At 71.9% G+C, this 12,989-nt stretch carries 9 protein-coding genes; 6 read left to right on the plus strand and 3 right to left on the minus strand.

What is annotated here, in order from left to right; genetic code table 11:
* Window positions 1–98: 98 nt before the first annotated feature.
* From AB0O24_RS14780 to AB0O24_RS14790, 3 genes are read right to left on the minus strand one after another with little or no spacing between them, the layout of a single operon-like run.
* Window positions 99–1,991, minus strand: coding sequence for an FAD/NAD(P)-binding protein (locus AB0O24_RS14780; protein WP_363375885.1), 1,893 nt, complete (start codon window positions 1,989–1,991; stop codon window positions 99–101).
* Window positions 1,988–3,337: an NtaA/DmoA family FMN-dependent monooxygenase gene (locus AB0O24_RS14785; RefSeq protein ID WP_363375888.1), complete on the minus strand. Its 1,350-nt coding sequence runs from the start codon at window positions 3,335–3,337 to the stop codon at window positions 1,988–1,990. The genes AB0O24_RS14780 and AB0O24_RS14785 overlap by 4 nt, the downstream gene beginning before the upstream one ends.
* Complete coding sequence (locus AB0O24_RS14790; protein WP_363375891.1) at window positions 3,334–4,539, minus strand: LLM class flavin-dependent oxidoreductase; 1,206 nt, start codon at window positions 4,537–4,539, stop codon at window positions 3,334–3,336. Before AB0O24_RS14790 ends, AB0O24_RS14785 begins: the two co-directional genes overlap by 4 nt.
* A gap of 467 nt (window positions 4,540–5,006) precedes the next feature.
* Here AB0O24_RS14790 and AB0O24_RS14795 point away from each other — a divergent pair, with 467 nt between their 5' ends.
* The 6 genes from AB0O24_RS14795 to AB0O24_RS14820 all read left to right on the plus strand — a co-directional run bounded on the left by AB0O24_RS14795 (window position 5,007) and on the right by AB0O24_RS14820 (window position 12,936).
* Window positions 5,007–6,422 (plus strand): FAD-linked oxidase C-terminal domain-containing protein, encoded by a 1,416-nt coding sequence (locus AB0O24_RS14795; protein WP_363375894.1) that lies wholly within the window; start codon window positions 5,007–5,009, stop codon window positions 6,420–6,422.
* Between the two features lie 42 nt (window positions 6,423–6,464).
* Window positions 6,465–8,111, plus strand: a complete 1,647-nt coding sequence (locus AB0O24_RS14800) for an ABC transporter substrate-binding protein (RefSeq protein ID WP_363375896.1) — start codon at window positions 6,465–6,467, stop codon at window positions 8,109–8,111.
* A 70-nt stretch (window positions 8,112–8,181) separates the two neighbouring features.
* Window positions 8,182–9,198 carry an ABC transporter permease gene (locus tag AB0O24_RS14805; protein ID WP_363375899.1) on the plus strand — a complete coding sequence of 339 codons (1,017 nt, stop codon included), beginning with the start codon at window positions 8,182–8,184 and terminating at the stop codon, window positions 9,196–9,198.
* Complete coding sequence (locus AB0O24_RS14810; RefSeq protein WP_363375902.1) at window positions 9,195–10,103, plus strand: ABC transporter permease; 909 nt, start codon at window positions 9,195–9,197, stop codon at window positions 10,101–10,103. Before AB0O24_RS14805 ends, AB0O24_RS14810 begins: the two co-directional genes overlap by 4 nt.
* Window positions 10,100–11,755, plus strand: a complete 1,656-nt coding sequence (locus tag AB0O24_RS14815) for an ABC transporter ATP-binding protein (protein ID WP_363375905.1) — start codon at window positions 10,100–10,102, stop codon at window positions 11,753–11,755. Before AB0O24_RS14810 ends, AB0O24_RS14815 begins: the two co-directional genes overlap by 4 nt.
* Window positions 11,752–12,936, plus strand: coding sequence for a PLP-dependent aminotransferase family protein (locus AB0O24_RS14820; RefSeq protein ID WP_363375908.1), 1,185 nt, complete (start codon window positions 11,752–11,754; stop codon window positions 12,934–12,936). Before AB0O24_RS14815 ends, AB0O24_RS14820 begins: the two co-directional genes overlap by 4 nt.
* The last annotated feature ends 53 nt before the right edge of the window (window positions 12,937–12,989 follow it).

Raw genomic sequence — 12,989 nt, forward strand, 5'->3', positions numbered from 1 at the left:
TCTGGGATGCCGCCGCCTTCGGCCTCATCGAGAAGCGCAGCCAGAACCTCGTCTTCGGCGAGTTCGGCGGCAAGTTCGCGTCGGCGCGAGGCGCGGGCTCAGCGCGAGAACGCCCAGCGCCGCGCGGACACCGCGGCCACCGCCTCGGACACCGCGCCGGCGACGCGGTCGGTGTGCCGGAGCGACAGGGCGTTGGAGCGTGGGCGGGTGAAGGCGCCGGCCTCCATGCCCGAGGTGAACGGTCCGATGGCGAAGAGGGTCGCGTGCGGGATGCCGTCGCGTGAGACGACGCGTCCGTCGGCGTCGATGTCGATGCGGCCGAGCGAACCCGTGAAGGTCTCGTCGGCGACGTGCACCTCGCGGCCGTGCCGCGTCGCCAGTTCGCGCAAGGCCGCGTTGTCGCTCGCGGCCGCTTCGGCGCTCGGAAGCCACGCGTCGACGAGCGCGCCGGCGCGCACCTCCCCGGGAACCCGCGGAGAGGATGCCACGAATCGCCCGTCGTCGATGCGCACCGCGATCTCGGGTCCGAGGAACCGCACGATCCCGGCATCCGCGAGCGCCCCGATCTCTTCGAGCCGGTGTGCCGGCGGCCCCGACGCGACGTAGCTGAAGAAGGTGTGCCAGGTCACGGGGAGGTCGATCGCCCGCGACCGCGCGCTCCACCGCTCGGCGGGGATCTCGGACACCGCGAGGAACGACTGCAGGATCGTGAGGAACAGCGCCTGCGCGGTGCTGCGCTCCGGGGTCGTGCGCAGGAGCAGGTCGTCGGAGATGTGCTGCCGGACGCGGCGGTGCACCTCGGCGGCGTCCGCGAACGTCTCCTGGCCAAGGGGCACGTCGAGCGCGGGGACGTCGAAGCGATCCAGCGGATCCGGGACGACCTCGGCCACTGCGCGCCGCAGGGCCGCGGTGTCGCCGTCGACCGCGCGCAGGGTCGTCTGAAAGACCTCCCACGAGACGAGCGCACGTTCGGGGTGTCCCGTGAACAGCTCGCGGTAGTGCCCCCACACGAGCTCGCGGGCGATCAGCGGCCACACGTCGTCGAGGAAGTCGATCGTGCCCGGTCGCGCCAGAAGCTCCGCGATCGCCGCGGGGGTGAGCACCTCGCGCGCGGGTGGGTCGCCCCGCAGCTCCGATGAGACCTTCGAGCGGTACGGCACCCCGCGGCGCGAGCCGAGGTGGAGGCGCGGTTCCCGCCCCGAGGGCTCGTACCGCACGCGGCCCTCCGGCGTTCGGACGAAGCGGCCTCCGCGTCCCTCGGCCAGCAGCACGATGGCATCCACCGCCGCCAGCCCCATGCCGCGCACGATGACGTCGTCACCCGCGCCGAGCACCGAGAGGTCGGCGTCGGCGGTGAACGACGGCGGCACGTAGGCCAGGCCCGCGTCCGCGGCCGCGGTGATCAGGGCGCGCGTCTCGCCGTCGGGGTCGCGGCCGTTGTGCCCGACCGCGTAGACGACGATGTCGGCGGGAAGACGGATGCCATCGGCCAACGCCACCTCGTACCCGTCGATCGTGTCGTCGACCCACTGCACGACCCCGCGGTGCTCGTGCACCTCGACCCTGGGCGGCGCGATCGCGACCGTGCGTCGCCAGAACCAGTCGAGGTAGACGCTCTGGAGTCGGCGCGTGGGGAAGCTGTCTCCGCGGAGCGTTCGGAGCTCGGCATCCAGATCCGGATCGTCGATCGCGACGTCGGGGATGGTCCCGGCGCGGACGCGCTCGGCCCACTCGATGAGCGACGGCCCGGAACGCACCGGCCCCGAGATCGCGCACGTCTCGTCGGTGAACACGGTCACGTCGCGCGCCATCGAGTTGAGCTTGAGCAGCGGAGACTGATCGCGGCGCCAGATGCGACCGGCCCCCGGCGGGTGCGGGTCGACGAGCGTGATGTGCAGGCGTGGACTGGCCGCGCGGGTCCGGCGGGCGAGCAGGCGCTCGACCAGCATCACCGCGCGCGGGCCGGCCCCCACGATGACGACCCGGATCATCGCACGGCGGGAGTGAGCACCGGCGGCAGCCCCAGCAGGTCGTGCAGCGTCGCCCCGTCGTCGTACGAGCGGCGGTAGGAGCCGCGCTCCTGCAGGAGCGGCACGACTTGGTCGGCGAACTCGTCGAGGCCGTGCGGGGTGACGTGTCCGACGACGGTGAAGCCGTCGGTCGCGCGCTCCTGCACGTACCGGTCGATCTCGGATGCCACGTGCTCCGGCGTCCCGACGAAGGTGTGCTTCGCGGTCAGACGGATCACGAGCTCCCGGATGCTGAGGTTCTCAGCGGCCGCCTGCTCGCGCAGCTGCCCGACGCGCGCGCGGATCGCCGCGTGTCGACCGGCGAAGCCCTGCGCGGTCTCGACGCCCGTGTCGGGCTCGACGTCGGGGAGCGGACCCTCGGGGTCGTACCCGCTGAGGTCGCGGTTCCAGATCTGCTCGAGGTAGGTGATCGCGGTCTGCGGGCGAACCTGGGCGAGGGCGATCTCGCGCGAGCGCTCGCGGGCCTCGTCGGCGGTGTCGCCGAGCACGAAGGTGGCTGCCGGGAGGATCTTGAGCGAATCCTCGTCGCGGCCGTGCGCCGCGAGTCGGCCCTTCACATCGCGGTAGAACTGCTGCGCGTCGGAGAACTCGGTGTGCAGCGAGAAGATGACGTCGGCGTGCTCCGTGGCGAAGTCGCGGCCGTCGGGGGAATCCCCGGCCTGCACGATCACGGGTCTCCCCTGCGGAGAGCGCGGAACGTCGAACACCGCGTCGACGTCGAACAGACGGGACTCGTGCCGGACCCGCTCGATCGCGTCGTCGCGGAGGAACGCCCCGGTCTCGGCATCCGCCACGACCGCGTCGTCGCGCCACGACGACCAGAGCGCCTTCGACAGCGCCGCGAACTCCGACGCCCGCACGTACCGGTCGGCGTGGTCGAGGTAGCCCCCGCGGCGGAAGTTCGCGCCGTGGAACGCGTCGGAGCTGGTCACGGCGTTCCATCCGGCGCGGCCGTTCGACAGCAGGTCGAGCGTGCCGAGCTGACGAGCGAGCTCGTACGGCTCGTTGAAGGTCGTGTTGAGCGTGCCGACGAGGCCGATGTGCTCGGTGACCGCCGCCAGCGCGGTGAGGATCGCGAGGGTGTTCGGGCGTCCCGCGACATCGAGGTCGTGCAGCTGCCCGCGGTGCTCCCGCAGGCGCAGGCCCTCGGCGAGGAAGAGATAGTCGAAGAAACCGCGCTCGGCCGTGCGGGCGAAGTACTCGAACGATGAGAAGTCGATCTGGCTCCCCGCGCTCGGGTCGGTCCAGACGGTCGTGTTGTTCACCCCCGGGAAGTGGGCGGCGAGGTGGATCTGACGGCGGGTCATGCGCCGACCTCCTGACGGGCGTAACGGCTGGCGAGACGGGGGAGTCCGACGCGTTCGCGCAGCGTCGGTGCGCCGTCGTCGGGGAGCAGGATGCCGGCGGCCGCCGCGCGCGGCACGACCCGGTCGGCGATCGCCTCGAGGTCGGCGGGCAGGCGCGCGGGGCGCAGGCGGATGCCGTCGACCCCTTGAGCGGCGAGGGCCGCGATCTCGTCGACGACGTCGTCGGCGGTGCCGACCACGACCCGGGCGTCGGTGGCGAGCGGGGCGCGGTCCTGCAGGCGGTTCCACACCGCGGTGGCCTCGGCGCGCGTCTCTCCGACGAGCACGAGCAGATCGGCGAACACGCGCAGCGGCTCGTCGAGCGTGCGCACCTCGTCCGCGGCATCCGCCAGTTCGTTCAGGATGCCGCCGACCGCCGCCGCGTCCGCGGGTGTGACGAAGACGAGGTCGGCGTGCTCCGCGGCGAAACGGTACGGGATCGTCTGGTGCGCGAGGGCGGTGATGAGCGGCTGGCCCTGCGGGGAGCGCGGCACGATCGAGGCGCCCGTGATCGAGAAGAACTCGCCCTCGAACTCGACGTTGTGCACGCGCTCCCGGTCGAGGAACTTCCCGGTCTCGAGGTCGCGCACGATCGCGTCGTCCTCCCACGAGTCGGCGAGACGCCGGATGACCTCGGCCACTTCGCCGGCCTCGCGGAACGCCGCGAGCAGCGCGGGGTCGTCTTCGACGCGACCGGATGCCGGGATCCCGGTCGGTCCGTCGGCGCGGCGGCCGAAGTTCGCGCGCTCCTGCGGCGTCGAGCCCGCGACGAGGCGGACACCCGCGCGGCCCCGGCTGGCGTGGTCGAGGGTCTGGAGTCCGGTGGCGAGGTGGAACGGTTCGGGATGCGCGGTGGTCGCGGTCGGCACGAGACCCAGGCGACGCGTGACCGGGGCCAGGAATGACGCCAACAGCACCGCGTCGAGGCGGCCCCGCACGCGGTCGCGCCGGGTCTCGGCATCCGGCTCGAACGATCGCCCGCCCAGGCTCAGTGCGTCCTCGATGGTCGCGAAGAGGAGTCCGGCACCGTCGGCCGTGCGGGCGAGGTCACGCCAGTACACGGGCGTCGTGAGCTCGGTGGGGCGCGCGGTGGACTCGCGCCACGCGGCCGGGTGCCAGCCAGCGCCGTCCAGGGCGACGGCGAGGTGGATGCGGTCGGGCATCGGGACTCCTTCGCAGCGGGCCGGTCCCGCCGAAACGCCCACTGTGCCGCCGGTGCCGCGCCGGCACAATCGCGTCCGTAACGCAGCGCCGCGAGGCGTCATTGTTACGGCCGGGTGGCGCCCGCCGCGCCCGCGCCCGCCGGTGCCCGCGCCCGGCGTTGAGTGTCCAAGACACCCGGACACCGCGTGCCGCATGTCGCGCGCCCGGCGTTGAGTGTCCAGAACACCCGGACTCCGCGAAAATTCGTCCGCGTGTTTTGGACACTCGGCGTGCATCGCGCAGCGAGGGAGGTGCGGGCGCGGAAGGGTAGCCCGGGCCGCCTGCGCGGTGCGGGACTGTGACGCCACGCGACGTTCCGTGACGGACCGCGACGCATCGCGACGGCGCGTTTCCGCCGAGATGACCGCCGCCCGGGCATCGCCCTACCTTCGGCTGCACTCCCGTCCCCACCCAGAGAGGCACGCCCATGAGCGCTTCCACCGCGACCGCCCCGCGCACGGGCCTGTCCGCCCTGCTCGACGACATTGAGCGTGACGCCCCCGGCGTCGAGGTGCTCCCGCCGTCCGCCGACACCGCGGAGTACGCGCACGACGCGGGCACCGCGCCTCGAAGCGGCACCAGCGCGACGGACGGTCCCGCGGTCGCCTTCCCGACCACCGTCGGCGAGGTCCAGCAGCTCGTGCGCCTCGCCGCGCGTCACGGCGTGAGCATCGTTCCCCGGGGCGCCGGCACCGGGCTCTCCGGCGGCGCCGTGGCGCACGCCGAGCAGCTCGTCGTCTCGACCGACCGCCTGAACCGGATCATCGAGGTGTCGCCCGCCGACGAGGTCGCGGTCGTCGAGCCGGGTGTCCTGAACGCGGCGCTCAACGAGCACCTCGCCCCGCTCGGCCTGTTCTACGCCCCCGACCCCGCGAGCTGGCGCATCTCGACCATCGGCGGCAACATCGCGACCAACGCCGGGGGTCTGCGCTGCGCGAAGTACGGCGTCACCCGCGAGTCGGTGCTCGCCCTCGACGTCGTCCTCGCCGACGGGAGCCTCGTCTCGATCGGCCACCGCTCGATCAAGGGCGTCACCGGGCTCGACCTCGTGTCGCTGTTCGTCGGGTCGGAGGGGGTGCTCGGCATCGTCGTCGGCGCGACCGTCCGCATCCGTCCCCTCCCCGTCGCCCGGCGCACGGTGACGGCGTTCTTCGAGTCGACCGCCGCGGGGGCCGCGGCCGTCGGTGCGATCACGGCCTCGCGCGTGCGCCCGAGCGTGATCGAGTTCCTCGACGAGCCGACCCTCGAGGGCATCGACGCGGCGAACGATTCGGGCCTTCGCGCCCGCGGCGCGGCCCTCCTGCTCATCGAGCTCGACGGGTTCGGCATCGACGAGCAGACCGCCGAGCTGACGACAGCGCTCGCCGCCGCCGGCGGGCGCGTGCAGGTCGAGAGCGAACCGGATGCCGAGGTCCTCTGGGAACTGCGACGTTCGGGGCGGCGCTTCGACGAGGGATCCTGGTTCGCCGGCGGAGACGTCGCGGTACCGAAGTCGCGCATCGCCGAGGTCTTCGCGGGCTTCCCCGCCATCGCGGCGCGCCACGGGGTGGCGGTCAGCGCCGTCGCCCACGCCGGCGACGGCAACCTGCATCCCGTCGTCACCCTTCCGATCCCGGCGGGTGCCGACCCCTCCCTCGTCCCGGCGGCGCTGCACGACGCCACCGACGACATCGTGCGCGCCGCCCTCGCGCTCGGCGGAACCGTCAGCGGCGAGCACGGCATCGGCACGGTCAAGCGCGCGCTCGCCGCCGAAGAGCTCGCCGCGCGCGTGCGGTCGGCTCAGCTCGCGATCAAGGACGCGCTCGATCCCGCCGGTCTCTTCAACCCCGGCAAAGCCCTGTAACCCGTTCTGCACAGCACGTTCCCACAGCACAAGGACCCCTCCATGACCACTCGCTTCCGACGCCTCCTGGGCGTCGCCTCCGCCCTCACCGTCGGCGCCGTTCTCCTCAGCGGATGCGGCGCGGGAACCGCGGCGGGCCCGGCCGAGAACGCCGCCCCGAAGCCCGGCGGCGACCTCGTGTTCCTCATCGACTCGCTCGGCGCCACCTGGATCCCCAACAACAGCTCCATCTCGAGCTACCAGGGCCAGATCTGGGGCAACGTGACCGACAAGCTCGTCTACGTCGACGCCGAGGGCAACCTCAGCCCGTGGATCGCGGAGAGCTGGGACGAGAACGCCGACAAGACGCAGTTCACACTCCACCTCAAAGAGGGCGTGACCTTCTCGGACGGCACACCCCTCGACGCAGCCGCGGTCGTCGCGAACATCGACATCTGGGCGAAGGGTCGGCCCGACGAGGGCATCAACCGCATCGGTCTGTTCCCCTCGGCCAACTACGCGGGTGCCGAAGCGGTGGATGCCACGACGGTGAAGGTGTCGTTCTCGGCACCGACGCTCAGCTTCATCCCGACGCTGGCGTACCACGGCTCGATCCTCCTGTCCCCGGCGACGCTGGCGCTCCCCGCCGACCAGCAGGCCGATCTCACGAAGGACATCGGCAGCGGCCCGTTCACGGTCGAGAAGGTCGCCGAGGGCGACAGCGTCGTTCTGAAGAAGCGCGACGACTACGACTGGGGTCCCGAAGCCGTCGGCCACGAAGGTGCCGCGTACCTCGACACGATCACCTACAAGCAGGTCGCGGAGCCCACGCTGCGCACCGCCTCGGTCGAGTCGGGCCAGGCGCAGGTGGCCTACAACGCGAGTCCGCAGGACCTCGACGCGCTGAAGGAGGAGGGGCTGACCGTCGAGACCCCGCGTTACCTCGGTTTCGTCAACGGCTATGCGCTCAACACCTCCGTCGCCCCCTTCGACGACGTGAAGGTGCGCCAGGCCGTGCAGCATGGCATCGACCGCGACCAGATCCTCTCGACCGTCTACACCACGGACTGGCACGCGGCCGAGTCGCTGTTCCAGAGCACCGTGCCCGAGGCGACCGACCACAGCGCCGACTTCGCGTACGACCCCGACAAGGCCGCCGCTCTCCTCGACAACGCCGGCTGGCTCAAGGGCGCCGACGGCGTCCGGACGAAGAACGGTCAGAAGCTGTCGTTCACGCTCTACCCCAATCCGTACCTGCAGGCCTCGCAGTCGGTCGACGAGCTCGTCGACCAGCAGCTGACGAGCCTCGGCTTCGAGGTGAACCTCGAGACCTACGACGTGCCGACCTACGGCCAGAAGGTGATCGGCAACGCCACGATCCCGGCCACAGAGATCACCCGGAGCTTCGTCGACGTGGGAACCGTCGCCGGGGTCCTCACCTCGCAGAAGAAGGGCGACGAGGACTGGTTCAAGCTCGGAACCTCGGATGCCACCCTCAACGACCTCTCGACCCGCATCGCCACGGCCACCGACCGCGACGCCCGCGCGAAGGTCGCCGACGAGCTGCAGGGTTACGTGCTCCAGCAGGGCTACTTCGTGCCCCTCACCCAGATCGTCCAGCGCGTCTACGTGCAGTCGCCCGAAGTGAGTGGCGTCAGCTACAACGGCCTCGCCTACTCGTACTACCTGGGCACCTGGCTCAACAGCTGACATCGGACAGGGGACGGATGCCACGGCATCCGTCCCCGTACCCGTTCCACCGAGACGAGAGGAGGAGAGCATGCTCCGCACCTACGGCCGCTTCGCGCTGCGCCGCACGGGCCAGGCGCTCGTCGTCGTGCTGCTGGCGTACCTGTTCACGTTCTTCGTGATCAGCATCCTGCCCGGCGACCCGATCACGAGCACCCTGCGCAATCCCGATAACGGCTTCACCGAAGACGACATCGCCCGCATCGTGGCGTATTACGGCCTCGACCAGCCGTGGTGGGTGCAGCTGGGCTCGTCGCTGGGTCGCTTCGTGGTGGGAGATCTGGGCGTCTCGCTGCGCTCGAACCTGCCCGTCGGAACCCTCGTGCTCGACGCGCTCGGATCCACGCTCGCGCTCGCGGGGGCCGCTCTCCTGGTCGCCGTGGTGCTGGCCGTCGTGATCGCGTACGGCACGCAGTTCCTCCCGCCGCGCTTCGGCCAGGGCGCTCTGCGCTCGCTGCCCTCGCTGTTCCTCTCGGTGCCGAACTTCGTGATCGGCCTGCTGCTGATCCACGTGTTCGCCTTCGGTCTCGGGCTGTTCAGCATGATCGACACCGAGACGCCCTGGGGAACGTTCTTCGCGGCGGTGGCGCTCGGCATCCCGGTCTCCGCTCAGCTCGCCGAGGTGCTCATCGCCTCGCTCGACCACGAGTCCCGGCAGGAGTACGTGGCGGTGGCCCGCTCGCGCGGCCTCGGGCAGAACGCGCTGTTCCTGCGCCACCTCGTGAAGCCCTCGGCGCTGCCGACGGTGACCGTTCTCGCCCTGATCGTCGGCGAGCTGCTGGGCGGCGCACTCATCACCGAGGCGATCTTCGGTCGCGTCGGCATCGGCACCCTCGTCGAGCAGGCCGTCGCGAGTCAGGACCTCCCGGTGCTGCAGGCGGTGGTCTCTCTCGCGGCGATCGTGTTCGTCCTGGTCAACCTCATCGCTGACCTGGCCTACCCGCTCCTCGACCCGCGGGTGTCGATCGGATCCCGCGGGCGCACGGTCGCCGCCCCGGCTGCCGAAGAGCCCGCACCGCTGCTTCGTGAGGAGGTGAGCATCGTATGACCACCGCACCCCTGTCCCGCCGCGCGGCCCCGGTGCCGACCGTGGTCGACCCATCACAGGGATCGGCACCGGGATCGGCGCCGGGCGGTCTGCTCGCCCGCGCCCGCGGCATCCGTCTCTCCGTCCCGATCGACGTCATCGTCTCGTTCGCGGTCGTGGCCGTGGTGCTGGCCTTCTCGCTCGCGCCCGCGCTCTTCACCTCGCAGAACCCCGCGCAGGGAGTGCCCGCCGACAAGCTCCAGGCACCCAGCGCCGCACACCTACTCGGCACCGACCACCTCGGTCGCGACCTCTTCGCGCGGATCGTGTTCGGCGCGCAGTCCTCGGTCACCAGCGCCCTCGTCGCCGTGGCGATCGGGGTCGTCGTCGGCGGGCTCATCGGCCTGCTCGCCGGCTTCCTCGGATCGTGGACCGACACCGTGCTCGCGCGTTTCGTCGACGTGCTGCTCGCGATCCCGGCGTTCCTGCTCGCGGTCGTGATCGTCAGCTCGCTGGGCTTCCAGACCATCAACGCCGCGATCGCGACGGGCGTCTCGGCCGTGGCGGTGTTCGCCCGGGTCATGCGGTCCGAGGTGCTGCGCGTGCGGTCGTCGGTCTTCGTCGAGGCGGCGCGGCTGCAGGGCGGATCGACCCTGCACGTCCTGTTCCGACACGTGCTCCCGAACGCGTCGCGCTCGCTCATCCCCCTCGCCGTGCTGCAGTTCGGCCTGTCGATCCTCGTCATCGCGGGCCTCGCGTTCCTGGGCTACGGCGATCCGCCCCCGGCATCCGACTGGGGATTGCTCATCTCGGCGGGCAAGGACTACCCGCGGGCGCCGTGGCTCGTCGTGTGGCCCGCCCTGGTCACGGTGGCGACCGTGCTCTCGATCAACCGCATCAGCCGCTGGCTCCGGAGGACGTCATGACCACCACTCTTCCCGTGCGCTCCGAGGCGCACACCGCGACCGCGCTCCTCGCGGTCGAGGGTCTCTCGGTCGCCTACGGTCGCACCCCCGTGGTGCACGACGTCTCGTTCGCGATCCCGCGCGGTGGCAGCCTCGCCCTCATCGGCGAGTCGGGCTCGGGGAAGTCGACGATCGCGCGCTCGATCCTACGTCTGCTGCCGCGCGGAGCGGCGACCGCACGGGGGCGTATCGCCTTCGACGGCGACGACCTGCTGGGGCTGTCGGAGGCGCGGTTCCGCCCGTACCGGGGGCGCCGCATCGGCTTCGTCCCGCAGGACCCGTCACACGCGCTGAACCCTGTCCGCACCGTCGGGTCGCAAGCCCACGAGGCGGCGGCTCTCGCGGGGTTCTCCGACGCCCGTGCCCAGCGCGCGGCGATCCTCGACGTGTTCGCGCGCGTGGGCCTGCCTGACCCCGCGCGCGTGTGCGGGGCGTACCCGCACCAGCTCTCCGGGGGGATGCTCCAGCGCGTGCTCATCGGACTCGCGGTGCTGCCGCGCCCCGACCTGCTCGTCGCCGACGAGCCGACCAGCGCCCTCGACGTGACGATCCAGAAGCGCATCCTCGACCTGCTCGACGACCTGCGCGAGGATCTCGGCATCGGTCTGCTACTCGTCACCCACGACCTCGCCATCGCGGCCGAGCGCACCGACGAGATCGTCGTGCTGAAGGACGGGCGGGTCCAAGAGGCCGGGGCCACCCGCGAGGTCTTCGCCGCCCCCACTTCGCCGTACACGGTGCAGTTGCAGGCCGACGCTCCCGCGCTGAACCCCGACCGCTACCGCCGCGACGCCGACGAACGCGGTGTCGACGCATGGACCACCGACACCACCGCGACCCGCATCGAGGTGCGCGAGGTGTCGAAGAGCTTCGTGGTCGACGGGGTGGCCCGCGCCGCCGTCTCGGGCGTCTCGTTCCGCGTCCCGCCCGGCACGACGCACGCCCTCGTGGGGGAGTCAGGCTCGGGCAAGACCACCACGGTCCGTCTGCTGCTGGGACTCGAGAGCCCGGACGCCGGAGAGATTTTCGTCGACGGCGTCGCGGTCTCGGGCCGGACGCCGGCGGAGCTCCGCGGCATCCGTCGGCACCTCCAGCTCGTCTACCAGAACCCCTTCACCTCGCTCGATCCCACATGGAGCGTCGGGAGGATCGTGCGCGAGCCCCTCGACCAGTACCGGATCGGCACGCGCGCCGAACGGGCGGCGAAGGTGACGGAGGCTCTGGATGCCGTCGGCCTCCCGCCCCATCTGGCTCGCCGCCGTCCCGCCGAGCTGTCGGGCGGCCAGCGTCAGCGCGTCGCCATCGCGCGCGTCCTCGTGCTCAAGCCCGACGTGATCGTGCTCGATGAGCCGACCTCGGCCCTCGACGTGACCGTGCAGGCCGGAGTGTTCGATGTGTTGCGTCGCCTGCAGCGCGAGCGGGGCCTGACGTACCTCTTCGTCTCGCACGACCTCGCCCTCGTGCGCCAGATCGCCGACACGGTGTCGGTGCTGAAAGACGGGAGGGTGGTCGAGGCCGGCCGCGTCGCCGACGTGCTCTCGCACCCCCGCGAGGAGTACACCCGCGCCCTCGTCGACGCCATCCCCGCCCCTGACCTCCGGAGTTCCCGATGACCGTTCTCGCCCCCTCCCGACCCGCGCTCATCGAGGCGTTCACCGCGCCGAAGGGGTTCGGTGACCAGACCCTGCGCGACCGTCGACCCGACGCGATCGAGTTGCTCGGCGGCATCCCGGATCCGTCGGTGCTGCCGACCGCCGAGCTGGCCGAGGCGACCGCCCGGGTGCTGAGCGCGCCGGGTGCGCCGTCGCTGCAGTACTCGCGCACCGAGGGCATCCCGGCGCTGCGCGAATGGATCGCGGCCCGCGAGGGTGTGTCCGTGGACCGCGTGCTGATCACGAACGGCGGCTTCCACGGCCTCGCGATCGCGGTGCAGACGGTGCTCGAGCGCGGCGACCTCGTCGCGGTCGACAACCCGGTGTTCCCGCTGTTCCTGCGGGGCCTCGAGCTGGCCGACGCGCGGGTGCTCCCGATCCGCGTCGGCGCCGACGGACTCGATGTCGACGCGCTCGCCGCGGAACTCCGGGCCGGCGCGCGTCCCGCCGCGGTGTACACGGTGCCGAAGTTCCACAACCCCTCGCAGTCGTCTCTTCCCACGGCCCGCCGCCGCGAGCTGGTCGACCTCGCCGAGAAGTACGGCTTCGTCGTGTTCGCCGACGACCCGTACCGCGAACTGCGCTTCGCGGGAGAGCCCGAGTCGCTCGCTCCGTTCCACGACTCCGCCCACGTCATCCACGTGAACACCTTCACCAAGACACTGGGTCCGGGGCTCCGCCTCGGGTGGGTCGTGCTGCCCGAGCGCTTGGTCCCGGATGCCGTGGCCCTGCGCAGCCGCCAGGATTCGCACTCGTCGACTTTCGTGCAGGCGGTGGTCGCGGAACTGCTGACGAGCGACGCCGGGCTCTTCGACCGGGTGCTCGGGCGGGCGCGGGCGCTGTACCGGTCGCGGGCTCATGCTCTGGCCGATGCGCTCTCGGCATCCGGAGCCTTCGACGTGACCGTGCCCGACGGCGGGTTGTTCCTCTGGCCGCGTCTGAACGACGACTCCCTGGACGCCGATCGGCTCGCCGCCGACGCGAGCGCCGAGGGCGTCGAGTACCAGCGCGGCTCGTTCTTCCCCTCGGGGCCGGGGACGGATGCCGACCGGCACCTGCGTCTCGCTTACGGGGACACCTCGGAGGAGCTACTGCGCGAGGCCGCGGCGCGGCTGGGGCGTGCGGTGGCGCGGCAGCGCTGATCCGCCCGCCGCGGCCCAGCCCGTGGTGCCCCCGGCCGCGGCCCGTCCCCGTT

This window comes from Microbacterium sp. NPDC086615 (assembly GCF_040686055.1).
Lineage (GTDB): Bacteria > Actinomycetota > Actinomycetes > Actinomycetales > Microbacteriaceae > Microbacterium.